We start from the raw sequence: 24,517 nt of genomic DNA, 5'->3' as shown, positions 1-24,517 counted from the left end.
ACTCAGGTCCGGAACACCGCGGCGGGATCGTCGCGCAGCGCGGCTGCCACCCGACTCCGCATGTCGTCCGACATGGCCGGGAGGTCCGACAGCGGCGCCCAGACAGCTTCCGTGTTCTCGCCGTCCGCCGGGAACGGCTCGCCCGACACCCACCGGAACCGGAACACGATGTCGATGTACTGCGCACGATCGCCGTTCGGGTAGGTCATCGGCGCGAGGGTCTGCACCATCGCCAGTCGCTCCGGCACGGCGACGACGTCGGCTTCCTCCAGGACCTCGCGCGCGGCAGCGACCGCGGGTTCCTCGCCGGGGTCGATGATCCCGGTCACCGGTGTCCATGCTCCGGTGTCGGCACGGCGGACGACGAGGACCTGCTGCTCGTCGCCGTCGCCCCGCAGCACGACGGCGGTCACGCCCGTGAGCCAGAGCAGGTCGGTCCCGACCTTCTCGCGGAGCGCCAGGACGAACTCGGGAGTGGGCATGCCCCCACCGTACGACCAGGGTGGCAGCGGGCGGGCGTCCCGGACGGCCTGTGGACGACGAAGGGCCCGCCGTCCGATGTGGACGACGGGCCCCGCGCCGTGCCTCCCGTCCTGCGGCGGACCGCGGGACGGGAGGACCGACTAGCGCTGCGTGCGCCGGCGAGCGATCCGGAGACCGGTCACGCCGAGGCCGGCCATGAGCAGACCGAGGGCCCACGGCAGGGCCCGGGTCGTCTCGGAGCCCGTGAACGCGAGCTCACCCGTGGCGGTCGTGGCCGTGGGGGTGATCGCCGCGACGGTCGCCGCGTTCGGGACGACCTCGACGGGGAACGCCGTGCTGAACGCGTCGGCCGAGACGGTGAGGTGGTGGGTCGAGGCGTGCGGGAACGTGACGTCAGTGCCACCGAGGTCGTCGTCCGCCTTGACCACGTCGGAGGCGTAGTCCGACGTGACGGTCGGCTCGACGAAGGTGCCGTCTGCCTCGTCGACCTCGTTGCCGTACTGGTCGACGAGGCCACCCGCGACGACGAGGGTGCCGCCCTGGTGGATCGTCGGCGTACCGCCGTCGGTGATCGTGCCGACCGCCCAGGTGCTGCCGTCCGGGTCCTGCTCCACGACCGTGTCGACCTCGGTCGAGATGTGGCCGTCCGGGTCGATGATCCACGAGGTCGTGGTGTCGTCGTCGATCTTCCCCTTGTCGGTCGTGTAGACCTCGACGCCGTACGCTGCGGCGGCCTCGACGTTGACCTCGACGTACTCGGTCGACGTACCGCTGCCGTTGTCCGCCACGACGGTGAAGTCGTAGGTGGTGGCGAACTCCGGCGTGCCGCTGAGCGTGCCGTCCGCTGACAGGGTGGTGTGGTCGGGAAGCTGCGTGTCCGGGGTGTAGGTCGGGTCGTCAGCGGCGGCGTCGGCGTCGTCCTGGTAGAACCAGCCGACGCTGTAGGTCGGGGTGGGGTCGCCAGCGGCGCTGAAGACGTGGGACAGGCTCTGGCCTGCGACGACGGACAGCTCGAGCGGGTCGCTCTGCGAGGTGTGCTCGGAGAACTCGGCGGGGTCGGTGACCGCCGCTGAGGTCACGGTCGCGCTGTCCCCGTCGGTGTCCTCTGCCGTGACGGTGATCGTCGTGCCGTTCTCGGCCGCCGACGGCACGAAGGAGGCCGAGGTCCCGGTCTGGAGCGTCGTACCCGCACTGTTCGTCCACGTGAACGTGGGGGTGCCGGTGAAGCCCGTCACGGTCGCGGTCAGGGGCTTCCCCACCGTGGGGGCCGTGGTGCTCAGCGTCACCGTCGGGGCGGCGACCGGGGTCGGCACGGCCGGGCTCGCGGTGCTGCTCGGGTCCGTCGCGCGCGATGCGCTCGGCGTGGCCGCGGGGTGGTGGCTCGGGGTGCTCGAGGGAGCCGGAGCGGCCGTCCCCGCCGTCGCGGTCGGGGCGTCGGTCGGCGTGGCCGAGGCCGTCGGCGACGCGGAGCTGCTCGGCGACGGCTGGTCCGTGCCCGGCGTGGCCGGAGCGGTCGCGGCAGCGGTCGCGGTCGTCGTGTCGGTGAGCGTGTCGGCCGACGCCGTCTGGACGCCGAAGACGCCGAGGCCGGTGGTGAGCCCCACGAGGGCGATGGTGGTGCCGACGGCGCAGGCGCGTCGGGTGCCGGAGGTGCTGCGGTGCACGGGTGTTCCCCCAGTTTTCGGTCCGCTGATGCGGACATGTGAATCGACCGAGAATGTCGGGCGTGCTCGGAGCGTAGCGGTAAGGGGCCGCTGGCGGAACATCCGTCCAGCCATGCACCCGTTCTGGGGTCAGCGACCCGCCGCGGGCAGCGCTGCTCGGTCGCGGGCGACGCTCCCCGATGGACCGCGTCACGGGAGGATCAGGCCGCATAGGCTGGGCCCGTCATGGAGATCATCATCCTGCCCACAGCGGTCGAGGTCGGCCGGATGGCCGCTGCGAAGATCGCGTCCGTCGTGTCCCGCAAGCCGTCCGCCGTGATCGGGTTGGCCACCGGGTCGAGTCCGCAGGACATCTACGCCGACCTCGCGCGGCGGGTGCAGGGCGGGGAGATCTCGTTCGCCCAGGCCCGCGGGTTCGCGCTCGACGAGTACGTCGGGATCCCGCTGGAGCATCCGGAGAGCTACGCCAGTGTCATCGCCCGCGACGTCGTCGGTCCGCTCGGGTTCGACCCCGCGCGGGTCCGGGTCCCCGACGGTCGTGCGGCGGACCTGGAGTTCGCGGCGAAGGAGTACGACGCCGCGATCCGCGCGGCCGGGGGTATCGACGTGCAGATCCTGGGGATCGGCGCGAACGGGCACATCGGGTTCAACGAGCCGACGTCCTCGTTCGCGTCCCGCACGCGCATCAAGACGCTCGCGCCGGCGACGCGCGCGGCCAACGCGCGGTTCTTCGACTCCGTGGAGGAGGTGCCGATGCACTGCATGACGCAGGGGTTGGGCACGATCCTCGAGGCGCGGGAGCTGGTGCTCGTGGCGCAGGGCGAGGGCAAGGCCGCCGCCGTCGCGGGCGCGGTCGAGGGGCCGGTGAGTTCATTCGTGCCGGGGAGCGCCCTGCAGTTGCACGAACACGCGACGGTCATCGTCGACGAGGCCGCCGCCGCACAGCTGCAGCTCGCCGACTACTACCGCCACGTGTTCGCGAACAAGCCGGCGTGGCAGCGCTTCGACGCGACGCCGGCACGCTGATCCGCAGCGGTCCACTCCCCACCGCGGTTCGTGGCGGTGGGGAGTGGACCGTGCGGCGTCGAGGTGGGGTCAGTCGTCCGAGACGCTGATCGTGACCTCGATGTTGCCACGCGTCGCGTTCGAGTAGGGGCAGACCTGGTGCGCCGCGTCCGCGAGGGCCTGTGCTGCGTCGTGCTCCATCCCGGGGATGACGACCTCGAGGTGGACCGCCAGCTGGAACCCGCCCTGCCCGTTCGCGCCGATCTGCACCCGGCCGCCGACGGTGGTGTCGGTGACGGAGACCTTCTGTGCCCGGGCGACGCCCTGGAGCGCGGAGTGGAAGCAGGCGGCGTACCCGGCGGCGAACAGCTGCTCGGGGTTCGCGCCGGCGCCCGAGCCGCCCATCTCCTTCGGGATCGCCATGTCGAGGTCGAGCGTGCCGTCGGTGGTCCGGACGTGGCCGTTGCGGCCTTCGCCGGTCGAGAGGGCTTCTGCGGTGTAGAGGGCGTCCATGGTGTCTCCTGTTCGTGGTCGTCACGCGGCGCGTGACGGGGGTGGGTGGGGCCTCCCGGCCGGGCCGGACGGGAGGCGCGGCTAGCGTGCGCCGGCCGTGGTCGCCTGCATCCCCGCCGTGACGCGGTGCAGGGTGTCGATGAGTCCACGTGCCGTGTCGAGGTCGATCGCCATCCCGCCTGCGATGCACCCGGGCACGTGGGCGAGGTCGGACTGCAGTGCCCGGCCGTGGTCGGTCAGCGCGATCTCGACGACCCGTTCGTCGGCGCGGCTGCGTTCACGCGTGACGAGGTCCGCGTCCGCCATGCGCCGCAGCAACGGTGAGAGCGTGCCGGAGTCGAGATCGAGGTGGTCGCCGAGCGCGCCGACCGTCAGGGGGCCGCGGTCCCAGAGGAGGACGAGCACGAGGTACTGCGGGTACGTGAGGCCCCAGGGGGCGAGGAGTGCGCGGTACGCCTGGGTCGTCGCCCGGGCGGCGTCGTAGATCGCGAAGCAGACCATCTCGTCGACGGGGGCAGGCGTGTCCATGACCCAAGTATTGCACGCAATACAGTTGCGAGCAGCCGAACCCCATCCGAGCGATCGGAGAATTGCTCCGAGGCCGACCAATCCACCTCCGTGGGGGCGCCGAACTACCTGCACAGACCGAGCAAATGCTCGAAGCGCTCACCGGCCACCTGCGGCTGGTTCTCCACCCTCAATCAGGGTGTGTTCGGCGTGCCCACAGCAAGGGAGAAGTCATCATGCGTGGATTCACCAAGACCACCGTCACCATCGCCACCGCTGGAGCGCTCGTCGCCGGGCTCGGCGGCTTCGGCGTCAGCGCCGCGAACGCCGCGGCCCCCGCCGTACACCTCGCCGCGTCGTCGTCGTCGAAGATCCCGGCCCCGGCCGCAGCCGTCCCCGAGATCAAGGGCGGCGACACCGCGGTCGCGCTCGACAGCGGCTTCATGAGCGCGCTGACCTCGCTGAAGCTCACCCCGGGCGTCAGCGGTTCGGCGAAGCTGTCCGGGTCGACCGTCTCCTTCCCGATCACCGGCGGCAGCGTCGTCTACTGGTCGCCGAAGAGCGACTACCGCCCCTACGTGCAGGGCCTCATCGAGCACGACGGCTCGGGCCTGACCCTCAAGGGCGGCTCGACCACCGTGACGCTCGAGAACTTCACCGTCAACCCCGGCAGCTCGAAGCTCTACGGTGACGTGCTCGTCAACGGCAAGCCCGCCGCGACGCAGGCCTACCTGTTCGCCCTGCACGGTGGGACGCTCAAGCCGCTGAAGCTCCAGGGCGACGACGCGATCCTGACCGGCACCACCGTGCACGTGTCGTCGGACGCCGCCGCGCTGCTCGACAAGACGTTCGGCACGACCGCCGTCAAGGGCAACCTCCTCGTGGGTGTCGCGACCATCACGGCGCAGATCAAGTAACACTCCCGGTCCTCCGGGGCACGGACGACGACGGGCCCGGTGCACACGCGCCGGGCCCGTCGTCGTGTCCGAGGGTCAGCGCGCGAGGCCGGCCGTCGCGTCGCCGATCCGGCGGAGGGCCTCGCGCAGCGTCTCCTCGGAGCACCCGAAGTTGAGCCGGGCATGCCCGATGCCGGGCGTGCCGAACTCCGGTCCGTGGCCCAGTGCGACCCGTGCCGCGTCGACGAGCGGCGTCGCGGGGTCGTCACCCCACGGCGTGCCGCGGAGGTCCAGCCACGCCAGGTACGACGCCTGCGGTTGCCGGTAGCGCGCCCCCGGCACCACCTCGGGCAGGAGCTCGGCGAGCAGACGACGGTTCGCGACGAGTTCGCCGAGCAGGGTCTCGAGCCACGGCTCGCCGTCACGGTAGGCCGCCGTGCTGGCGAGGTACCCGAGGATGCTCGTCCGCCACTCGACCTCGCGCGGCAGCGCGTCGAACCACGCAGCGGCTCGGTCCGAGGCGCCGATCATCATGGCGCACTTGGTCCCCGCGATGTTCCATCCCTTGCTCGCCGCGGTCACCGTGACCCCGACCCGGGCCGCGTCGTCCGAGGCTGCGAGGAACGGCGTGAAGACCGCGTCGCTGTGCACGAGCGGCGCGTGGATCTCGTCGCTCACCACGACCGCGTCCCACTCCGCGGCGAGCGCGGCCAACGCGGCGAGGGCCTCCCGGCTGTGCACGAGACCGAGTGGGTTGTGCGGATTGCAGAGCAGCACCGTGCGCGCCCCGTCGGCGAACGCGCGGCGCACCCCGTCCAGGTCGATCCGCCAGCCGGCGGTCGTCGGGAACGGCGTCGCGTCGTCGTCGGCGTCCGACGGCGGCAGGAGCGGGACCTCCACCGCGACGCAACCGGCCTCGTCCACGAACTCCCAGAACGGCGGGTACACGGGCGGCATGACGACGACGCCGTCACCGGGTTCCGTCACCTGCCGGAGCACCTCGACCGCTGCGACGGACACGTCGGTGGTCGTGTGCACGAGGTCCGGCTCGACGCGCCACCCCCACCGCCGCTCGGCGAAGTCCGCGAACGCGTCCGGCAGTTCCCGAGACGATCCCAGGTACCCGGTGTCGCCACCCTGCACTGCCGCGATCATGGCATCGCGGACGGGCTCGGCGAGCGTGCAGTCCATCTCGGCGACGAACATCGGGATCACGTCCGGCGGGAAGTCGGTGTACTTGCCACTGGTACGGGTCGCTCGCGCGTCGAAGGGCGAGATCATCAGGCTCATGCCCACAGCCTGGCAGCAACCCCGGCGTCAGCGCACCGCGTCGACCGCGGCCCGCGCCGCCGCCACGACGGCCGGGTCCGTGGCCAGGTGGGTGTCCTCGCCCGCGACGCCCATGGGTACGCGACTCGCTCGCGTCCCACGCCCGGCCACGAGCCGCTTCGCCGAGAGGTGCACGGCCGCCACACCCGCGTTCGCGAACGCGGGGACGTCCTGCGGTGCCACGCCGCTCCCCGCCATGACCTGCACCGGACCGGCCGCGGCGACCATCCGCGTGATGGTCGCGAGGCCCTGCGGCGCGGTCGCGGCGCCACCCGACGTCAACACCCGCGTGACGCCGAGCGTCGGCAGGGTCGCGGCGGCGGCGATCGGGTCCGCGGCGTGGTCGATCGCGCGGTGCACCGTGACCTCGACATCGGCCCGGACGTCCCGAGCCGCGGTCCGGAGCCGCGCGATCGTCGCGACGTCGAGCATCCCGTCCGGCCCGAGCGCCCCGACGACGACGCCCCGCGCGCCGGAGGCCACGACCGCCCGGACCTCGCGCATCATCGTGGCGATCTCGTCCTCGTCGTACACGAAGTCACCCGGCCGACACCGCACGAGCACGTGCGCGGGGATCCCGACGGTGACCACGGCCTCCACGAGTCCCTGCGCCGGGGTGACGCCGCCGAGCTCGAGCGCCGTGCAGAGCTCGACGCGGTCCGCGCCGCCATCGCGCGCGACCACCGCACCCGCGGCGGACGTGACCGCGATCTCGAGCGCTGGTCGGGCCTCCCGGCCGGGAGGCCCGACCACGGCTGCCGACGTCGGCTGCCGGTCGTTCACTCGTCCGGTCCGGTGAGCGGCACGTTCGAGGCCGGCAGGATGCGCGCCGACATGTCCGGCTCGGCGGGGAAGGCGCGGTCGAACGGGAACATCGGGCGGCGGATGCGCCGGTGGCCGAGTCGCTCGAGGTCCTGGTCGACGCCGCCGGGGGTGAGGCCGAGCATCCAGTCGGCCGCCATGTCGTACAGCTCGGGCTCGAGGTACCCGATCTTGACGATGACGACGTCAGCCGACCGCGGGTCGAGGTCGAGGTCGGTGAAGTCGTGCTCGTGGTGGTACGGCTTCCGGAGCTCCGTGAGGATCGCGAACACGCTGCCCACCTGCAGGACGACCTCGGTGACGGCGTCCGGATCGCCGTGTCGGATGGCGTGCACCCGCCCGGTCATGGTCAGGGGTCCGGCGTGCCGGTCGTCGACCTCAGCCCCGGCCGTGACGGTCACGGTCGCGCCGACGCCGGCTCCCACGGCGGTACGGATCGCCTCCGGTCCGGGGACGCTGGCGTAGATGACGGTCGGACCGCTCGGTTCGGCGAACTCGGGTCGGGCGAGCAGCTCGGTGAGGCCCCACGTCATGTCGCCCGCGCCACCGGCGGTCGGGTTGTCGCCCGAGTCGGAGATGAAGTACGGGCGGGCGTCGGAGGCCAGCGCGGCGTCGAGGCACTCGGCGAACGAGCCGGTGGGCGCGACGAACGCGAAGTCCTCGCGGGCCTCCCAGAAGCTCCGGGCCAGGCGTTCGGCGCCCGCGGTGACGGCGTCCTCGTCCCACCCGGTGACCACGACGACGGCGCGGTTCCGTGGCTCGTCGGCCCACGCGTACCCGACCCAGATCGCGGCGTCGACGACGCCGTCGGTGGCCTCGACCTCCGGCACGCCGGCGTAGATGTGCGCGGCGGGCTCGATCCGCGTCGAGGTCTGCTCGCCGGGGAGCAGCACCGGCACCGGCACCCACGCCTTCACGGGACGGACGCGCGGGGCGGCCCCGCCGTCGGCGGCGTCGGTGGCGGACGGCAGGGTCGGCTGCGCGGCCAGCAGGTCGACCAGGTTGCGGACCGCCCGCTCCTTCGTGTCGAGGGCGTCCTCGTGCGGCGCCATCCGGTAGCACGTGATGAGGTCGGAGGCGTGGGCCAGCTCCCGCGACACGTTGCCGTGCAGGTCCATCGACGTCGACACGATCACGTCCGGGCCCACGACCTCGCGGATCCGTGCGAGCAGCACCGCCTCGGCGTCGTCGAGGCCCTCGACGGTCATCGCGCCGTGGATGTCGTACCAGAGGCCGTCGATCGCCCCGCTGCCGACGATGGCGTCGAGCCGGGTGGTGATCTCGCCGGCGAGCTCCTCGAACGCGTCCCGCGTGACGATCCCGCCGGGCAGTGCCTTGCCGACGAGCGCACCGCGCCACCGGGCGGCCTCGCGGAGCGGCTGCCCGGCGCGGAGGAACGGGTACCGGTCCATGACCTCGTCGCCGCGGAGCGGGTGGAACGCCGGGGCCAGCGTCCGGGCCGGTGAGAACGTCGACGACTCGATGCCGAGTCCGGCGACGGCGATGACCGGGAGGGACGGGCTGGGTTCAGGGGACACGGATCCTCCGGTGGTGGTTGGTGGTGGATGCGCCGGCGACGGCGTCGAGGGTGGCGGTGAGGGCGCGTTGCAGGGCGAACTGCCCGGCGCCGACGAGGCCGGCGTCGGCCCCGAGCGATGCCCGCTCGATGGTGAGGTGCTGGGTGACGAGCGGGTGACACCCCTCGTACAGCTGGCTGCGCACGGCCGCGACGAAGGGTTCGACGGTCGAGAGGATGCCACCGAGGTACACCGCGTCGGGGTTGAAGAAGTTGACGTTGGCGGAGAGCACCTCGCCGAGGTACTTGCCCGCACGGCGGACGGCGCGGGTCGCGGCCGGGTGGGCGTCGGTCGCGAGCGCGACGACGTCCTGCGTGGTGGCCACGTCGACGTCGGACTCCTGCAGGATGCGCACGAGGGCCGCGCCCGACGCCACCGTCTCGAGACACCCGGTGTTGCCGCACGAGCACGGGGTGTCGCCGGCCGCGTCGATGCGCACGTGCGTGATGTCCCCGGCCGCGCCGGTCGCACCCCGGTAGAGCCGGCCGTCGGCGATGATCCCCGCACCGATGGCCGAGCCCGCCTTCACCATGATCGCCTGGCGACGCTCCGGCGGCTGCACCGCGTGCTCGCCGACGGCCATGCAGTTCGCGTCGTTGTCGACGGCCGCCGTGACCCCGAACCGCTCGGCCAGCCAGGCGGCGACGGGGAACCCGTTCCAGCCCGGCATGCGGCTCGGCAGGTCGACGACGCCCGCCTCGACGTCGACGGGGCCCGGGAGGCTCAGCCCGACGCCGCGGAGCGCGCTCCGACCCCGGCGTGTGGCCAGTTCCTCGAGCACCTCCGCCAGGCGTTCGAGCCCGGGGCGCGGCCCGTCGACCATGGCGAAGGGGATCGTGCGGACGTCACTGAGGCCACCGCCCGGCAGGACGACGCCGACCCGGGCGTGCGTGCCGCCGAGGTCCGCCGCGAGCGCGTACTCGTCGACGCCCCCGAGGCGGAGCACCTTCCGGGGGCGTCCGCCGGTCGACGAGCGGGTGCCCTCCTCGGCCACGAGGCCGTTCGCGATGAGCTGCCCGACGGTGAGCGACACGGTCGACGGCGCGGCGCCGAGGTGCGTGGCGATCTCGGTGCGGCTGGTCGCCTGCCCCGAGGCGATGAGCTCGAGCACACGGGCACTGAGCTCAGCCACGGGACCGATCCCGGGGACTTTCTCCAGACATGGTCGAACTATCTCCATCGAGGGTGGGGTGGTGGCGAGTGTACGGCCTAGCGCTGTCGCCCTGGCTTTCCGCAGTTCCGCAGAAACGCAGTTTTTACACGGCGGGACTTCTTTCTCCACCTCGTCAGGCCCTTGACTGTGCAGCAGCACGCGCCACCCCTCCCGATCCCCCTTCCACCCCTGGTGCCGACCGGCCCCGTTCGAAGGAGAACACCATGTCCACAGCACGCACAGGGCGGTCCCGCCGCCCCTGGGCGCTCGTCGCGGGAGTGGCAGTCGCCGCGTCCGCACTGCTCGCCGGCTGCGCCGGTTCCGGCGGATCGAGCGCGTCGTCGGGTTCCGACACCATCGACTACGCCCTGCCCGCGAACTTCACGCCGAACTGGATCCTGCCGATCGGGACCGCGGCGCACCTCAACACGAACAACGGGTCGATCGCGTCGTCGCTCTGGGAGCCCCTCATCGCGTACGACGGCTCGACGGGCAAGATCGCCTGGAACAAGGCCGGCTCGATCGCCACGGCCGCGGACTTCGCCTCGGACGGCAAGAGCGTCACGATCACCCTCGGCGACCGTCACTGGAGCGACGGCAAGGCGATCACCTCGCGCGACGTCGAGTTCTGGTTCAACGTGATCAAGGCGAACAAGGCCGACTGGGCGAGCTACAACGAGGGCAAGGCGCCCGACAACTGGACGTCCCTGAAGACGATCGACGACCGGCACTTCACCATCACGTTCGACAAGGCCTACAACGAGCAGTGGATGCTCGCGAACGAGCTGAGCCTCATCACCCCGCTCCCGCAGCACGCCTGGGACAAGACGAGCGCGAACGGCTCGGTGGGTGACGCCGACCGCACGACCGCGGGTGCGAAGCAGGTGTGGAAGTTCCTCAACGCCGCGGCGAAGGACATCTCCGGGTACGACTCGAACAAGCTCTGGACCACGATCTCCGGCCCGTACGCGATCGACTCGTTCTCGACCTCGGGCAAGGTCGTCCTGACCGCGAACAAGAAGTACGACGGCGGCGAGAAGCCCTCGATCACGACGGTCGACCTGCTGCCGTTCACCACGAGCGACGCCGAGACGAACGCGCTCCGCTCGGGCTCCGTCGACTACGGCTACATCAGTCCCTCGGACATCGACCAGAAGGCCTCGTTCACGTCGAAGGGCTACTCGGTCGAGCCGTGGACCGGGTGGGCGATCACGTACATGCCGTACAACTTCCACAACCCGACCATGGGTCCGGTGTACCAGCAGCTGTACGCCCGTCAGGCCGTGCAGATGTCGATCAACCAGCCGCAGCTGTCCAAGGTCGTGTTCAACGGCACCGCGACGCCGGGCTACGGGCCGGTCCCGCAGGCGCAGAAGTCCGACTTCGTCTCGTCGACCCAGACGGACAACCCGTACCCGTACTCCAGCAGCAAGGCGAAGGCCCTGCTGACGAGCCACGGCTGGACCGAGCAGAACGGCACGATGGTCTGCACCGACGCCGGGTCCGGGAGCTCGCAGTGCGGGGCCGGCGTCGCCAAGGGCACGAAGTTCCAGATGCAGGTGCTGTCGCAGTCCGGCTCGACCGTGACGGACAACATGATGAGCGCGATCCAGTCCTCGCTCGCCAAGACCGGCATCGGGTTCTCGATCAAGACCGCCCCGGTCAACACGGTCCTGTCGCAGACGCCGCAGTGCACCGCCGACCAGGACATCTGCAAGTGGCAGCTGTCGTTCTTCGGGACCGCCGGGAGCTGGTACTTCAACGCGTACCCGACCGGTGACTCGCTGTTCCAGACCGCCGGCAGCGCGAACTTCGGGAACTACTCGAACAAGCAGGTCGACCAGCTCATCTCGGCCAGCACCACGTCGACCGACTCGAGCGCGGTGCAGGACTACAGCGCGACGGTCGCGAAGGACCTGCCGGTGATCTGGCTGCCGAGCCCCGACTACCAGATCTCGGTCGTCAAGAAGGGCCTGACCGGGTTCGACCAGGACTCCCTGGCGAACTTCCACCCCGCGCAGTGGAAGTGGAGCAAGTGACCACTGCGCTCTACATCGCCCGGCGTGTGCTGCAGGCCCTGATCGTGGTGTTCATCGTCACCGTGATCGTGTTCTGCCTGCTGCACACGCTCCCCGGGGGTCCCGCTCGCGGGATCCTCGGGGCGAAGGCCACGAGCCTGCAGATCGCGCAGTTCAACCGCGAGCAGGGCCTCGACAAGCCCCTCGTCGTGCAGTACGTCTACTACCTCGGTACCTTGCTCCGCGGCGACCTCGGCTCCTCGTACACGCTGAACGAGCCGGTCACGCAGCTCATCGTCGAGCGACTGCCGAAGACCCTGGTGCTGACGATCCTGTCGGCCGTCGTGGCGCTCGCCGTGGCGATCCCGCTCGGCATGTGGCAGGCCGTCCGGCGGAACAAGCCGGTCGACTACGTCGTCACGACCCTCGCGTTCGTGGCGTACTCCACCCCCGTGTTCTTCCTCGGGCTCGTCGTCATCGTGGTGTTCAGCCAGGTCCTGCCGTGGTTCCCCTCGCAGGCCCCGAACGGCAACACGCTCGCCGAGGTCTTCGCCGACCCGGCCGGTCTCGTCCTCCCGGTGGTGACCGGTGCCGCCGCCATGGTCGCCGTGTTCAGTCGGTACATGCGGTCGTCGACGCTCGAGAACCTCCAGGAGGACTACGTGCGCACCGCGCGGGCCGGCGGCGCGCGACAGGGTGCGATCCTCCGACGGCACGTCCTCCGCAACTCGCTCACGCCGGTGATCGCGATGCTCGGGTACTACGTCCCGGTGCTCTTCGGCGGATCGCTCGTCGTCGAGCAGCTCTTCAACTACCCGGGCATGGGCCTGCTGTTCTGGAGTGCCGCGCAGTCGTCCGACTACCCGGTGCTCCTCGGCTGCGTCCTCGTCATCTCCGTGGCCACCGTCGTCGGCACGCTCCTGGCCGACGTCATCCAGTCGATCGTCGACCCCCGCGTCAGGGCGGCGACGGCATGACCGGCGACCGGTCCCCGAACCCCCGAAGCAAGGCAGGTCCCGCATGAGCGCCGTCCTCCAACCCGGGCAGACACCACTGAGCCCGGACTCCGCCGCCGGGCCCGCCGTCGAGGTCGTCGGTGCCACCGGCTTCCGGATCGCGCTGCGCCGGTTCCTCCGCAACCGGCTCGCGGTCGTCGGCCTCGTCGTGGTCGTCCTGTTCGTGCTGTTCTGCTTCGTGGGCCCACTCGTGTACCCGACCGACCAGACGCACACCACGCTGTCGCAGGCGAACCTCCGGCCCGGCGGCGCACACATGCTCGGTACCGACGCCGTCGGCCACGACGAGCTCGGTCGCCTGATGTACGGCGGGACCGTGTCGCTCCTCGTCGGTCTCGCCGCCGGGCTGCTCGCCACCGTCATCGGCACGCTCTGGGGTGCGATCGCCGGGTACGCGGGCGGATGGGTCGACGCGGTCATGATGCGCGTCGTCGACGCCGGCATCGCCATCCCCGCGCTGTTCATCCTGCTCGTCATCTCGGCGATCTCGACGCCGGACGTCCTCGGGCTCATCGTGATCCTTGGCCTCGTGTCGTGGCTCGTGCCGTCGCGCCTCATCCGAGCCGAGACCCTGACGCTCAAGAACCGCGACTACGTCCTGACGCTCCGGGCGATCGGCGGCACCCACGCCCGCGCCGTCATGCGTCACGTGCTCCCGAACTCCGTGTCGACGATCGTCGTCGCCGCGACGTTCCAGGTGGCCGACGCGATCCTCCTCGTCGCCTACGTGTCCTACCTCGGCCTCGGCGTGCAGCCACCCGCGACCGACTGGGGTGGCATGCTCTCGGCGGGCCTCACCGCCGCGTACTCGGGCCGGTGGTGGCTCATCCTGCCGCCCGGCCTCGCCGTGATCCTCGTCGTCTGCGCGTTCAACGCGATCGGCGACGGGCTCCGGGACGCCTTCGACGCGAGAGGACGCGGCTGATGCCGACGACCACCCAGACGACCGTGCCGATCCTCGACGTCGAGGACCTCGACGTCACCTTCGCCACCGAGACCGGCGCCGTGCCCGCGGTGCGCGGGGTGTCCCTCCAGGTCCGACCGGGCGAGACGCTCGCTCTCGTCGGCGAGTCCGGATCGGGCAAGTCCACGATCGCGCTCGCCGCGATGGGCCTGCTCGCCCCGAACGCCACGCCGAGCGGCCGAGCCACGGTCGGCGGGACCGACGTCGTCGGCGCGTCCGAGCCGTCGCTCGCGGCACTCCGTGGCCGGACGGTGTCGATGGTCTTCCAGGAACCCGCGACCGCACTCGACCCACTCACCCGGATCGGCGCCCAGATCGCCGAGGTGATCCGCAACCACCGGCGGGTCACCGCGGCCGACGCCGCTCGCGAGGCCGTCGACCTGCTCCGCCGCGTCGGCATCCCCGACCCCGAGCAGCGCGCCTCCGCGTTCCCGTTCCAGCTGTCGGGCGGCCAGCGGCAGCGCGTCGTCATCGCGATGGCCATCGCGAACGAACCGCGGCTCCTCATCGCCGACGAACCGACCACCGCACTCGACGTGACCGTCCAGGCCGAGATCCTGGAACTCCTCCGCCGCCTCGCCGTCGACACCGGCACCGGGGTGCTGCTCGTCACGCACAACATGGGCGTCGTCGCCGACTTCGCCGACCGCGTCGCCGTCATGCTCCAGGGCGAGATCGTCGAGACGGGCAGCGTCGAGGAGGTCCTCCTCCGACCGGAGCACGAGTACACGAAGCGGCTCCTCGCCGCTGTGCCGCGGCTCCTCGTGGCGGATCCGGACCGGCCCGCGCCCGTCCCCGACGACCCGTCGACGGTCGGGAGGGACGGCACGCCTCCGGTGGTCGACCTGCGGGACGTCGGGGTCGCCTTCGGTCGTGGCCGCCGCGCTGTCCAGGCCCTCGCCGGGGTCGACATCCGCGTGCACGCGGGGGAGACCGTGGGCCTCGTCGGCGAGTCCGGGTCGGGCAAGTCGACCGCGGCGCGCGTGGCGCTCGGCCTCGTGCTGCCCACCTCCGGGACCGTCGCGCTCTTCGGCCAGGACCTCCGCCGGACGCGAGGGCGTGCACGACGGGCCCTCCAGGGCGGGATCGGGGTGGTCCTCCAGGACCCGGTCGCGTCGCTCGACGCCCGGATGGCGGTCGGCGAGTGCATCGCCGAGCCGCTCCGCGTCCACCGCCGGGGCATGGGTGGTGCCGAACGGGACCGCCTCGTCGCCGAGGCCCTCGACGCCGTCCGGCTGCCCCGTGCCCTGGCCGGACGCGCTCCGCGCGAACTCTCGGGAGGACAACGGCAGCGCGTCAGTCTCGCCCGGGCCCTCGTGCTCGGGCCGAAGCTCCTCGTGGCCGACGAACCGACGAGTGCCCTCGACGTCAGCGTGCAGGAGGCCGTGCTCGAGGTCATCACCGACCTGCAGCACGACCTCGGGTTCGCGTGCCTGTTCGTGTCGCACGACCTCGCCGTCGTGCAGCACTTCGCCGCACGGGTCGTCGTCATGCGCGGCGGGCGGATCGAGGAGCAGGGCCCCACCGGCCGGACGCTGCTGCACCCCGAGACCGACTACACGCGTCGGCTCCTCGCGGCCGTGCCGGTCCCGGACCCCGTGCTCCAGCGCCGCCGACGGTCGGAGCGACAGGCGGCGCTCGCCGCCGGCTCCGGAGGACCGGTCCCGGGGGAACGCGCGTGAGCCGCACGGACACCGCGGCCCCGGCCCTCCCGACCGATGCGCCACGTCGCCTGCTCGCCGGGATCGACGTCGGCGGCACGAACACGAAGGTGCTGCTGTGCACCGAGGACCTCGTGGTGCTCGACCGGACCGACGTCCCGACACCGGCGCACGATGGCGGCGCTGCGATCGTCCGCGCGGCGGTCGCGGCGGTGGGCGCCTTGCTCACGCGGCAGCACGGCACGCTCATCGGCGTCGGGGTGGGCGCGGCCGGTGTCGTCGACGCGGCGAGCGGCACCGTGCTCGTGACCGGCGACTCGTTCACCGGCTGGGCCGGCTTCGGGGTGACCGCGGCGATCGAGGCCGCGCTCGGCGTCCCGGCGACCCTCGACAACGACGTGAACGCGTTCCTCCGCGGCGAGGTCTCGGCCGGCGCCGTGGCGGGGGAGCGCGACGTGCTCGGCATGACGCTCGGCACCGGGGTCGGCGGCGCACTCATCCTGGCGGGCGAGCTGTACGACGGGCCCGGTGGTGCCGCCGGCGAGATCGGTCACGTCCCGGGGTTCGGCGACGCCCGGTGCACCTGCGGGCAGCGCGGGCACCTCGAGACCCTGGCGTCCGCGCGGAGCATCAGCGCGCGCTACGCCGAGCGCACGGGCTGGGCCCGCCACGCGCACGAGGTCGCCGCCGCTGCCGAGGCCGGCGACGCCGACGCCCGTGCGGTGTTCGACGCCGCCGGGTGGGGGCTCGCGCGGGCGATCCTCCTGACCGCGGGGATCCTCGACGTCCGGACCGTCGTCATCGGCGGCGGGGTGTCCGCCGCGTGGGCGTTGCTCGAGCCGCCGATGCGCCGGGCACTCGAGGCCGAACCCCCCGTCAGCGGCGCCGTCGTCCGGGTCGAGCGGGCCCGGCTGGGCAGCGACGCGGTGGCGCTCGGTGCGGCGTCGCGCGCCCGGGCGCTCCTGGCCGGCTGACCGTCAGTCGGCGGAGGCCCCGGCCACCGGCACCCCCGCAGCCCACACCCCCGCGACGGTCCAGTCCCCGCGGAACGCGACGACGTCGGCCGCGTACCCGGGTGCCAGTCGGCCCAGGCGCTCCCCCTCGCCGATGGCACTCGCGGGGACGGCCGTGAGTGCCGCGACGGCATCGACGAGCGACACGTCGGTCTGCGTCAGGGCGATGCGGAGGGCGGCGTCCTGCGTCAGCGTCGATCCGGCGATGGTGTCCGAGCCGGCCACGTGCGCGACGCCGTCGGTCACCCGCACCCCCAGGTCGCCGAGCATGTAGTCGCCGTCGGGGGAGCCGGCGGCCGCCATCGCGTCGGTGATCAGGGCGACACGGCCGGGGGCGGCGCGGAGCAGGATCCGCGCGACCGCCGGCGCGACGTGGACGCCGTCGAGGATGAGCTCGAGCGTCACACGGTCGTCGGCGATCGCGGCCGAGATCGGCCCGGGGGCACGGTGGTGGATCCCCGGCATGGCGTTGAAGGCGTGGGTGAGCATCGAGGCACCGAGGTCGAAGGCCCGCTGCGCGGTCGCGTGGTCCGCCGTGGTGTGCCCGACCGCGGCGACGACCCCGGCCTCCACGACGGCGGGGATCGCCCGCTCGGCGCCGGGCAGTTCCGGCGCGATCGTGATCTGGCGCAGGACCCCCTCGCCCGCGGTGAGCAGCGCGGCGACGGCGTCCGGATCTGGGGGGACCAGGTACGCGGGGTGGTGTGCGCCGCGGTTGTCGGGCGACAGGAACGGTCCCTCGAGGTGCGCGCCGAGCACGAGCGGGTCCCGGGCGGCGAGCGCGCGGATCGCGGTGAGGTGGTCGACGAGCACCGGCACGGGGTTCGCCACGAGGCTGATCACCGACCGCGTCGTGCCGTGTGCACGGTGGACGGCCAGGCCGGTCGGGATCTGGTCCGGGTGGTCGTAGGCGCCGCCGCCCCCACCGTGCCCGTGGAGGTCGACGAACCCGGGCGTGATCGTGGCCGTGCCGAGGTCGACGACCTCCTCCGCTGCGGGGGCGTCCGGTCCGCTGCCCGTCGCTCGGATCGTGTCGCCGTCGAGCAGCAGCCACGGGTCCTCGACGATCCCGGACACGTCGACCGCGCGAGCGGCGCGGAGGAGCGTGGTCCGGGCCTCCCGGCCGGTCACGGTGCGGTCTCCCGGCGACCGACGACGATGCCCGACACCGCGGCGACGACGATGAACACGAGTCCGACCCACGGCCGGCCGATGGAGAGCCAGGCGCCGCCCGCGGCGACGATGAGCGCGACCTCGACGATCGTCTTGCCGACCGCGTCCGTCGGGATCGGGGACCGCGGCGAGCGGAAGAAGAACCACACGAGTGCGGCGAACACCGGTGCCCCGACCATGAACACGACGGCGGGGCTCGGGAAGGCCCACGAGATGTAGCCCCAGTAGGCGAGCGAGAACAGGCCGAACACCATGACGGCCACCCGGACGACCGTCCAGACGTCGACGCGGCGGCGCGGCCGGGAGGCTCGGGGAGCCCCGGCCGCCGACGTGCGGCCCGCGGCGGGTGCGGCGCGGCCTGGAGCGGGGGCGGCGTGGCCCGCGCCGGCTGCGGGCGGTGCGACGTCCTCCCAGTCGACGGGGGACTGCGGCGGGTTCGACATGTCGCTCACCGGAAGATGATCGTGCGGGAGCCGCCGTCGAGGAGCACGCGGTCCTCGGCGATCCAGCGGACGGCCTGGGTCAGCGTGCGCGACTCCTCGTCCTGTCCGATGGACACGAGCTGCTGCGGCGTGCGGGAGTGGTCGACCCGGACGACGTTCTGCTCGATGATCGGTCCCTCGTCGAGGTCGCTCGTCACGAAGTGCGCCGTCGCCCCGATGAGCTTGACGCCCCGGGCGTGGGCCTGCCGGTACGGGTTGGCGCCCTTGAACCCGGGCAGGAACGAGTGGTGGATGTTCACCGCACGGCCGGCGAGCGCGGCGCACAGCTCGGGCGAGAGGATCTGCATGTAGCGGGCGAGCACGACGAGCTCGATGTCGTGCTCCTCGACGGCCTGGAGGACCCGCGCCTCCATGGCACGCTTGCTGGCCCCGTCGACGACCGCGCGGTGCTCGAACGGCACGGAGTAGAACGCGGCGAGCTCGCCGAGGTCCGGGTGGTTCGACAGCACCAGGGGCACCTCGATCGGGAGCTGCCCGTTCCGCTGCCGGTACAGCAGGTCGTTCATGCAGTGCCCGGCCTTCGACACGAGCACGAGCGTGCGCAGGGGGCGCCCGACGACGTCGAGCTGCACGGTCATGTCGTACCGCTCGACCACGGGGGCGAGCGCGGCCTCGAACGCCGCGCGCGAGACGGGTGCGAGCACCTGCAGCCGCATGAAGAACGTGTTCGTGTCCTCGCTCGAGAACTGCTGCGACTCGGTGATGTTCCCCTCGGCCGCGACGACGGCGCCGCTCACCGCGTGGACGATCCCGGGGCGGTCCTGGCAGACGAGGGTGAGTGTCCAGTGGGTCGGGTCGGTCACCCGCTCAGCGTATCGGGGCGAGCGGACGGCCCGGGAGGCGCGGCGCACGTCCGCCCCGCGTCAGCCCGCGGCGCTGCGATCCGCCCGCCGCAGTGCCCGGTCGAGGATCGTCAGTGCGGACAGCAGCAGTGCGACGCCGACGATCACCCATCCGAGCAGGTGCAGGTCCGGCGTGGTGGGGCGCTCGCCGAAGACACCGCCGATGAGGGACGACGCCGCGATCGCCCCGATGTACACGCTCGTCCGGGACAGACCCGCCGCGGTGCCGATGTACGACGAGGGCACCTGCCGGTACAGCGCCGCCTGGTTCGAGACCGACGCCAGCCCCTGCGGCACCCCGAACATGGTCGGCACGAGGGCGATGAGCCAGACCGGGCTGCCGGCGTGGAGGCCGAGGAGCAGCAGCCCGCCGACGACCGGGACCGTGGCTGCGATCACGAGCGGCGTCCGGACGCGGGTCCGTCGCGCCACGAGGAACGACACGACGCCCGCGATCACGGCGGAGGGCAGCTGGATGTACCCGGCCTGGTCGCTCGAGTAGCTGGCGACGTCCTGCACCCACTGCGAGAACCCGTACGTCATCGTGTACGCGACCATGTAGACGAGGAACAACCGGATGTACGTGCGGCTCAGCGCCCGGTTCGTGACGAGGAGCCGGACGTCGATGAACGGCTTGACCGCCCGGAGCTCACGGAGCACGAGGGCCACGAGCAGCGCGACGGCGACCCCGAGCAGCCACCAGAGGCCGTCGGACAGGTCGAGCAGGAACACGAGCAGCGCGGACACGGTCCCGGTCATGAGGAGCATGCCGGCGGGGTCGAGCGCGGTGAGCACCGGCACTCCGTCGTCGCGGCGGGGCCGCGACGCGTCGGACGGCAGCCACAGCCCCGCGACGACGAACCCGAAGGCGGCGAGTGGCACGTTGACGAGGAAGATCGCGTGCCACCCGAAGGCGGCGATGAGTGCGCCCCCGAGCGGTGGCCCGGCGGCCGCGGAGACCAGGGACGTGATCGAGAGCGCGCCGAGCACGAGCGGCGGGGTCGGCTTGCCGATGCGCTCGGACTGCTGGCGGAGTGTGGTCAGGGCGGCCGGGTAGGCGGACGAGGTCCCGATGCCGATGAGCACGCGAGCGGTGACGGCGCCCCCGAACCCGGTGAGGAACTCGGGCACGAACCCGGCGACGCCGACGATGACGAGCCCCGTGAGGAACACCTTCTTCGGCCCGAACCGGTCAGCGAGCTTCCCCATCGACGGCTGGGCGACGGCGCTCGCGAGGTACAGCGCCGCGACGAGCCAGATCGCCTGCGCGGACCCGATGCCCAGGTCGCGGGAGATCGGCGCGAGCGCGACGGACACCATCGTGGTGTTGATCGGGTTGAGGAGCGGCCCGACGAGCACCGGGACGAGGAGCTTCGGGCCGAAACCGGGGTGGCGCTGCCGTGCGGGGCCGGTGGTGGGGACGGATGCGGTGGACGCGGACGTGACGGCGGCTTTCGGTCGGTGCGGCGAGCGGGAGGTGCGGCGAGCTGGAGGTGCGGCGAGCGAGCGGGCGGGGTGGCGGTGGAGCCACGGCGGGAGCGCGGTGCGGCGCCCGCGTCAGGGGTCGACGAGCGACCCGAGCACATCGATCGCGCGCTCGACGGCGGCGCGGTCCTCGGCCGGGAGGCCCGCGAGCCGGTCCGCGACGAGGCGCGTGCGGCTCGCGTGGGAACCGGCACGGGCCTCCCGGCCGACGGTGGTGAGCTGGACGAGCGCTCGCCGGCCGTCCGTGGGATGCGGCTCACGGACGGCGAGACCGAGTTCGACGAGACCCGCGATCGTGGCACCCATCGACTGCGGGCGCACGCCCTCGGCGCGGGCGAGGTCCGCGGTGGTCTGCGGGCCGTCGCGGAGCAGGCGGCCGATCACGGCGGACTGGGTCGGCGAGATCTCGTCGGTCTTGGCGACGAGGAGCGTGCGACGGAACCGGCCGTGCACGGCGATGAGCGCCTCGGCGAGGTCGATGTCGGATGCGCTGCGCTCGGTCACGCGACGACGCTACGCCTGGGAAGCCAGCCTTGCAAGGCAGACTTCCATTGGGGGGGGGGGGTCAGTCCCCGTGCCCCTGCAGGGTGACGACGAGGTGTTCCTGCACGTAGCCGAGCCAGTCGTAGACGTCGCGGAGTCCGATCTCGCTCCCGACACCGTCCGGATCGGCGTCGGGGTCGTCCGGGTCGTGGTCGGTGATCCCGAGCCGCTCCGCGACGGTGAGCCGCAGGTCGGTGAGGCAGCGGAGCCACGCCTGTTCGGCCTCCCGGTCGAAGGGTCCCGACACGCGGCCGGTCAACCAGGCGTGCACGATGCGGGCGTTCTCGGCCTTCTGCGTCTGCAGGTCGACGATCGTGTAGCGGCGGAACTCCGCGGACGCCTCGGGGTCGTCCGGGTACGCGACGGGGAACAGCCGCAGCGCGACCGGATCACCGGCCAGGTCCCCCTGCAGGATCTGCATGAGCTGCGCCGTCAGGCTCTCGAGCACGCTGCGCTCGCCCCGCGACAGCGTCAGGTGCACGCCGTCGCGACGTCGGACGAACGGGATCACGTGGCGTCCCTGCCGACCGTCGCCTGCAGACCGAACCCGTGCATGGCCTCGACGTGGCGCTCCATCTCCTCGCGCAGACCGCGCGCGACGACCGCCCTGCCCTCGTCGTTCACCTGTCGCATGAGCCGTTCGGCCTTCTGTCGAGGGAAGCCGAAGTAGGTCTGGAACACGTACGTCACGTACGACATGAGGTTGACTGGGTCGTCCCACACGACCGCGACCCAGGGCGCGTCCGAGCGCGTGCGCTCCCGGACGTCCAGGTCGGGCTCGAGCATCGTCACCCCTCCAGGGTCGCACGCGCCCGGTCGCTTCGCCCACTGCTCGTGCAGGCTCGGCCCTCGCGCCCGGGAGGCCTGCCTTGGTACGATCCCTGCTGTCGCGACTGGCGTTGGATGGGTCACCATCGGGGAGCGGCAACAGACACGGATCGCGGCCGTACGCCTGGGCCACGAGACCCGACCGTTCCGTGAACGACCACGAGGAGCCACCGTGTCCATCTCCGAGCCCAGCGCCGCCACGTCCGACCGCCTGCCGTCCACCTTCAACGCCCCGCTCGCCGAGGTCGACCCGGAGATCGCCCGGGTCCTCGAGCTCGAGCTCGGGCGCCAGCGCGATTACCTCGAGATGATCGCGTCCGAGAACTTCGTGCCCCGCGCGGTGCTCGAGTCGCAGGGCTCCGTCCTGACGAACAAGTACGCCGAGGGCTACCCGGGCAAGCGCTACTACGGCGGATGCGAGTTCGTCGACATCGCCGAGCAGCTGGCGATCGACCGGGCGAAGGCACTGTTCGGCGCCGCGTACGCGAACGTCCAGCCGCACTCCGGCGCCCAGGCGAACGCGGCCGTGCTGCACGCGCTCGCCTCCGCCGGGGACACCATCCTCGGGCTCGAGCTCGCGCACGGCGGGCACCTCACCCACGGCATGAAGCTCAACTTCTCGGGGCGGCTCTACAACGCGGTGGCCTACGGCGTCGACCCGGAGACCTTCGAGGTCGACTACGACGACATCCGCGCGAAGGCGCTCGAGCACCGGCCGAAGGTCATCATCGCCGGGTGGTCGGCGTACCCGCGGCAGCTCGACTTCGCGAAGTTCCGGGCCATCGCCGACGAGGTCGACGCCAAGCTCTGGGTCGACATGGCGCACTTCGCCGGGCTCGTCGCCGCGGGCCTCCACCCGTCGCCGCTGCCGCACGCGCACGTCGTGTCCTCGACCGTCCACAAGACCCTCGCCGGGCCGCGGTCGGGCGTGATCCTGTCGAACGACGAATCGCTCTTCAAGAAGCTCAACTCGGCCGTGTTCCCCGGGCAGCAGGGCGGGCCGCTCATGCACGTCATCGCGGCGAAGGCCACGGCGTTCAAGCTCGCGGCCGAGCCCGAGTTCAAGGACCGCCAGGAGCGCACCGTCCGCGGCGCCAAGATCCTCGCCGAGCGCCTGACGCAGCCCGACGCCAAGGCAGCGGGCATCGACGTCCTGACCGGCGGGACCGACGTGCACCTCGTGCTCGTCGACCTGCGCGCGTCCGAGGTCGACGGCAAGCAGGCCGAGGACCTCCTCCACGAGGTCGGCATCACCGTGAACCGCAACAGCGTGCCGTTCGACCCGCGGCCGCCGATGGTGACCTCGGGCGTCCGGATCGGCACGCCCGCCCTCGCCACCCGCGGGTTCGGCGACGCGGAGTTCACCGAGGTCGCGGACGTCATCGCGGCCACGCTCATGCCGGAGCCGGACATCGCCGCGCTCTCGGCCCGGGTGAAGGCCCTGACCGCCGCGTTCCCGCTGTACGCGTGAGCGACACCGGCACGGCGGCGGAGCACGAGCTGCCGCCGCTCCCGCGCGACCGCTTCGACGCCGACGGCACGGCGATCCGGGTCGACGGCGCCGCGTTGGCCGCTCGCGTTCGGGGCGAACTCCGGATCCGCGTGGCACGACTGCACGAGCACGGCGTGCGCCCCGGACTCGGGACGATCCTGGTGGGCGAGAACCCCGGTTCGCTGTCCTACGTGGCCGGCAAGCACCGTGACTCGGCCGAGATCGGCATCGAGTCGGTGCGGATCGACCTGCCCGCGACGGCGTCGGCGGCCGACATCCGCGCGGCGATCCTGCAGATGAACGACGACCCCGCGGTCACCGCGTTCATCGTGCAGCTCCCGCTGCCCGAGGGCATCGACCCGACGCCGATGCTCGAACTCATGGACCCGCACAAGGACGCCGACGGCCTCCACCCGACGAACCTCGGTGAGCTCGTGCTCGCGGTGCCGGGAGGCGCGGGGACGATCGACGCGCCGCTCCCGTGCACGCCGCGCGGCATCGTCGAGATGCTCCGCGCGTACGACGTCCCGATCCGAGGACAGCACGTCACGATCATCGGGCAGGGGCTGACCGTCGGACGACCCCTCGGGCTCCTCCTCACCCGGCTCGAGGCGACGGCCACACTGACGCACTCGCTCACGTCCGACGTCGCGGCGGAGACCCGACGGGCGGACATCGTCGTCGCGGCCGCTGGTGTCGCGGGTCTGGTGCAGCCCGACTGGGTGCGCCCCGGTGCGGCGGTCATCGACGTCGGGATCACCCGCGTCGTCGACCCCGAGACGGGTCGGGCGAAGCTCCGTGGCGACGTCGACCCCGCCGTGGCGTCCGTGGCCGGGTTCCTGTCGCCGGTGCCGGGCGGCGTCGGGCCGATGACCCGGGCGATGCTCATGAAGAACGTCGTCGAGGCCGCCGAGCGCCACCGACACTGAGCTCGCCGCGCCGGCCGTCGGCGTCGAACACGCTGATGCCGTTCGAACACCGGGATCCCCGTGTTCGAACGGCATCGCGCGGTTCGATCTCGCTGCTGGTC

24 protein-coding genes and 1 riboswitch are annotated in these 24,517 nt (G+C 72.3%); of the genes, 9 read left to right on the top strand and 15 right to left on the bottom strand.

Features of this window, described 5'->3' with window-relative positions; translation table 11 throughout:
* Positions 1 to 2: 2 nt before the first annotated feature.
* Both DEI94_RS14290 and DEI94_RS14285 read right to left on the bottom strand, forming a co-directional pair.
* The gene (locus DEI94_RS14290) at positions 3 to 482 is read right to left on the bottom strand and encodes an NUDIX hydrolase (RefSeq protein ID WP_111025740.1); all 480 of its coding nucleotides are present in this window, start codon (positions 480 to 482) and stop codon (positions 3 to 5) included.
* A 141-nt stretch (positions 483 to 623) separates the two neighbouring features.
* A complete protein-coding gene (locus DEI94_RS14285; protein ID WP_111011531.1) occupies positions 624 to 2,147 on the bottom strand; it encodes a hypothetical protein in 1,524 nt (507 codons plus the stop codon).
* Positions 2,148 to 2,372: 225 nt separating this feature from the next.
* Here DEI94_RS14285 and nagB point away from each other — a divergent pair, with 225 nt between their 5' ends.
* Positions 2,373 to 3,173, top strand: a complete 801-nt coding sequence (gene nagB, locus DEI94_RS14280) for a glucosamine-6-phosphate deaminase (RefSeq protein ID WP_111025737.1) — start codon at positions 2,373 to 2,375, stop codon at positions 3,171 to 3,173.
* A gap of 69 nt (positions 3,174 to 3,242) precedes the next feature.
* Here the strand turns inward: nagB and DEI94_RS14275 are convergent, their stop codons facing one another.
* A complete protein-coding gene (locus tag DEI94_RS14275; RefSeq protein ID WP_111025736.1) occupies positions 3,243 to 3,665 on the bottom strand; it encodes an organic hydroperoxide resistance protein in 423 nt (140 codons plus the stop codon).
* Positions 3,666 to 3,746: 81 nt separating this feature from the next.
* On the bottom strand, positions 3,747 to 4,193 hold the full coding sequence (locus DEI94_RS14270; protein ID WP_258370124.1) for a MarR family winged helix-turn-helix transcriptional regulator: 447 nt from the start codon (positions 4,191 to 4,193) through the stop codon (positions 3,747 to 3,749).
* A 215-nt stretch (positions 4,194 to 4,408) separates the two neighbouring features.
* Here DEI94_RS14270 and DEI94_RS14265 point away from each other — a divergent pair, with 215 nt between their 5' ends.
* A complete protein-coding gene (locus DEI94_RS14265) occupies positions 4,409 to 5,089 on the top strand; it encodes a hypothetical protein (protein WP_111025735.1) in 681 nt (226 codons plus the stop codon).
* A 75-nt stretch (positions 5,090 to 5,164) separates the two neighbouring features.
* On the opposite strand, the gene DEI94_RS14260 is transcribed toward DEI94_RS14265, so the two are convergent.
* Genes DEI94_RS14260 through DEI94_RS14245 form a run of 4 tightly spaced genes read right to left on the bottom strand, consistent with a single transcriptional unit; the run spans position 5,165 to position 9,928 of the window.
* Entirely contained in the window at positions 5,165 to 6,358 is a 1,194-nt protein-coding gene (locus DEI94_RS14260; protein WP_111025912.1) for a MalY/PatB family protein, read from the bottom strand.
* 27 nt (positions 6,359 to 6,385) lie between these two features.
* Complete coding sequence (locus tag DEI94_RS14255) at positions 6,386 to 7,180, bottom strand: copper homeostasis protein CutC (RefSeq protein ID WP_258377936.1); 795 nt, start codon at positions 7,178 to 7,180, stop codon at positions 6,386 to 6,388.
* On the bottom strand, positions 7,177 to 8,757 hold the full coding sequence (locus tag DEI94_RS14250) for a M81 family metallopeptidase (protein ID WP_111025734.1): 1,581 nt from the start codon (positions 8,755 to 8,757) through the stop codon (positions 7,177 to 7,179). Before DEI94_RS14250 ends, DEI94_RS14255 begins: the two co-directional genes overlap by 4 nt.
* A complete protein-coding gene (locus tag DEI94_RS14245; RefSeq protein WP_111013063.1) occupies positions 8,747 to 9,928 on the bottom strand; it encodes an ROK family transcriptional regulator in 1,182 nt (393 codons plus the stop codon). The genes DEI94_RS14250 and DEI94_RS14245 overlap by 11 nt, the downstream gene beginning before the upstream one ends.
* 245 nt (positions 9,929 to 10,173) lie before the next feature.
* On the opposite strand from DEI94_RS14245, the gene DEI94_RS14240 reads away from it, so the two are divergent.
* The 5 genes from DEI94_RS14240 to DEI94_RS14220 are packed head-to-tail and all read left to right on the top strand — an operon-like array spanning position 10,174 to position 16,582.
* Positions 10,174 to 11,988: a peptide ABC transporter substrate-binding protein gene (locus DEI94_RS14240; protein WP_111025732.1), complete on the top strand. Its 1,815-nt coding sequence runs from the start codon at positions 10,174 to 10,176 to the stop codon at positions 11,986 to 11,988.
* Positions 11,985 to 12,944, top strand: a complete 960-nt coding sequence (locus tag DEI94_RS14235) for an ABC transporter permease (protein WP_111025731.1) — start codon at positions 11,985 to 11,987, stop codon at positions 12,942 to 12,944. Before DEI94_RS14240 ends, DEI94_RS14235 begins: the two co-directional genes overlap by 4 nt.
* Before the next feature lie 43 nt (positions 12,945 to 12,987).
* Positions 12,988 to 13,908, top strand: coding sequence for an ABC transporter permease (locus DEI94_RS14230; protein ID WP_111025730.1), 921 nt, complete (start codon positions 12,988 to 12,990; stop codon positions 13,906 to 13,908).
* On the top strand, positions 13,908 to 15,629 hold the full coding sequence (locus DEI94_RS14225; RefSeq protein WP_111025729.1) for a dipeptide ABC transporter ATP-binding protein: 1,722 nt from the start codon (positions 13,908 to 13,910) through the stop codon (positions 15,627 to 15,629). The genes DEI94_RS14230 and DEI94_RS14225 overlap by 1 nt, the downstream gene beginning before the upstream one ends.
* Positions 15,626 to 16,582 (top strand): ROK family protein, encoded by a 957-nt coding sequence (locus tag DEI94_RS14220; RefSeq protein ID WP_220038765.1) that lies wholly within the window; start codon positions 15,626 to 15,628, stop codon positions 16,580 to 16,582. Before DEI94_RS14225 ends, DEI94_RS14220 begins: the two co-directional genes overlap by 4 nt.
* 3 nt (positions 16,583 to 16,585) lie before the next feature.
* On the opposite strand, the gene nagA is transcribed toward DEI94_RS14220, so the two are convergent.
* From nagA to clpS, 7 genes are all read right to left on the bottom strand, one after another.
* On the bottom strand, positions 16,586 to 17,752 hold the full coding sequence (gene nagA, locus DEI94_RS14215; protein ID WP_111011520.1) for an N-acetylglucosamine-6-phosphate deacetylase: 1,167 nt from the start codon (positions 17,750 to 17,752) through the stop codon (positions 16,586 to 16,588).
* Positions 17,749 to 18,237, bottom strand: coding sequence for a YrdB family protein (locus DEI94_RS14210; RefSeq protein ID WP_258377950.1), 489 nt, complete (start codon positions 18,235 to 18,237; stop codon positions 17,749 to 17,751). Before DEI94_RS14210 ends, nagA begins: the two co-directional genes overlap by 4 nt.
* A gap of 5 nt (positions 18,238 to 18,242) precedes the next feature.
* The gene (purU, locus tag DEI94_RS14205; RefSeq protein ID WP_111025727.1) at positions 18,243 to 19,100 is read right to left on the bottom strand and encodes a formyltetrahydrofolate deformylase; all 858 of its coding nucleotides are present in this window, start codon (positions 19,098 to 19,100) and stop codon (positions 18,243 to 18,245) included.
* A gap of 60 nt (positions 19,101 to 19,160) precedes the next feature.
* Positions 19,161 to 20,498: an MFS transporter gene (locus tag DEI94_RS14200; protein ID WP_111025726.1), complete on the bottom strand. Its 1,338-nt coding sequence runs from the start codon at positions 20,496 to 20,498 to the stop codon at positions 19,161 to 19,163.
* A gap of 198 nt (positions 20,499 to 20,696) precedes the next feature.
* Positions 20,697 to 21,128 carry a MarR family winged helix-turn-helix transcriptional regulator gene (locus DEI94_RS14195; RefSeq protein ID WP_111025725.1) on the bottom strand — a complete coding sequence of 144 codons (432 nt, stop codon included), beginning with the start codon at positions 21,126 to 21,128 and terminating at the stop codon, positions 20,697 to 20,699.
* A gap of 61 nt (positions 21,129 to 21,189) precedes the next feature.
* Positions 21,190 to 21,678 (bottom strand): DUF2017 family protein, encoded by a 489-nt coding sequence (locus DEI94_RS14190; protein ID WP_111025724.1) that lies wholly within the window; start codon positions 21,676 to 21,678, stop codon positions 21,190 to 21,192.
* Positions 21,675 to 21,953: an ATP-dependent Clp protease adapter ClpS gene (gene clpS, locus DEI94_RS14185; protein ID WP_111011538.1), complete on the bottom strand. Its 279-nt coding sequence runs from the start codon at positions 21,951 to 21,953 to the stop codon at positions 21,675 to 21,677. The genes DEI94_RS14190 and clpS overlap by 4 nt, the downstream gene beginning before the upstream one ends.
* Before the next feature lie 93 nt (positions 21,954 to 22,046).
* Positions 22,047 to 22,132: riboswitch (ZMP/ZTP riboswitch) on the top strand.
* 35 nt (positions 22,133 to 22,167) lie between these two features.
* Between clpS and glyA the strand changes: the two genes are divergently transcribed.
* Together glyA and DEI94_RS14175 are read left to right on the top strand one after the other, a co-directional pair.
* Positions 22,168 to 23,466 (top strand): serine hydroxymethyltransferase, encoded by a 1,299-nt coding sequence (gene glyA, locus DEI94_RS14180; protein WP_284158458.1) that lies wholly within the window; start codon positions 22,168 to 22,170, stop codon positions 23,464 to 23,466.
* 29 nt (positions 23,467 to 23,495) lie between these two features.
* Positions 23,496 to 24,416, top strand: coding sequence for a bifunctional methylenetetrahydrofolate dehydrogenase/methenyltetrahydrofolate cyclohydrolase (locus DEI94_RS14175; RefSeq protein ID WP_111025907.1), 921 nt, complete (start codon positions 23,496 to 23,498; stop codon positions 24,414 to 24,416).
* The last annotated feature ends 101 nt before the right edge of the window (positions 24,417 to 24,517 follow it).

It is taken from the genome of Curtobacterium sp. MCBD17_040 (genome assembly GCF_003234805.2).
Taxonomy (GTDB): Bacteria; Actinomycetota; Actinomycetes; order Actinomycetales; family Microbacteriaceae; genus Curtobacterium.
The sequence above is the reverse complement of the archived record's forward strand: the minus strand, read 5'-3'. Positions and strand labels throughout refer to the sequence as shown.

Bases quoted from the DNA above. Each gene is read 5' to 3' on its own strand.
- DEI94_RS14260 (WP_111025912.1), bottom strand. From the start codon at position 6,358: ATGAGCCTGATGATCTCGCCCTTCGACGCGCGAGCGACCCGTACCAGT.
- nagB (WP_111025737.1), top strand. From the start codon at position 2,373: ATGGAGATCATCATCCTGCCCACAGCGGTCGAGGTCGGCCGGATGGCC.
- DEI94_RS14290 (WP_111025740.1), bottom strand. From the start codon at position 482: ATGCCCACTCCCGAGTTCGTCCTGGCGCTCCGCGAGAAGGTCGGGACC.
- DEI94_RS14240 (WP_111025732.1), top strand. From the start codon at position 10,174: ATGTCCACAGCACGCACAGGGCGGTCCCGCCGCCCCTGGGCGCTCGTC.
- DEI94_RS14265 (WP_111025735.1), top strand. From the start codon at position 4,409: ATGCGTGGATTCACCAAGACCACCGTCACCATCGCCACCGCTGGAGCG.
- DEI94_RS14275 (WP_111025736.1), bottom strand. From the start codon at position 3,665: ATGGACGCCCTCTACACCGCAGAAGCCCTCTCGACCGGCGAAGGCCGC.
- clpS (WP_111011538.1), bottom strand. From the start codon at position 21,953: ATGCTCGAGCCCGACCTGGACGTCCGGGAGCGCACGCGCTCGGACGCG.
- DEI94_RS14210 (WP_258377950.1), bottom strand. From the start codon at position 18,237: ATGTCGAACCCGCCGCAGTCCCCCGTCGACTGGGAGGACGTCGCACCG.
- DEI94_RS14225 (WP_111025729.1), top strand. From the start codon at position 13,908: ATGCCGACGACCACCCAGACGACCGTGCCGATCCTCGACGTCGAGGAC.
- DEI94_RS14270 (WP_258370124.1), bottom strand. From the start codon at position 4,193: ATGGACACGCCTGCCCCCGTCGACGAGATGGTCTGCTTCGCGATCTAC.
- DEI94_RS14230 (WP_111025730.1), top strand. From the start codon at position 12,988: ATGAGCGCCGTCCTCCAACCCGGGCAGACACCACTGAGCCCGGACTCC.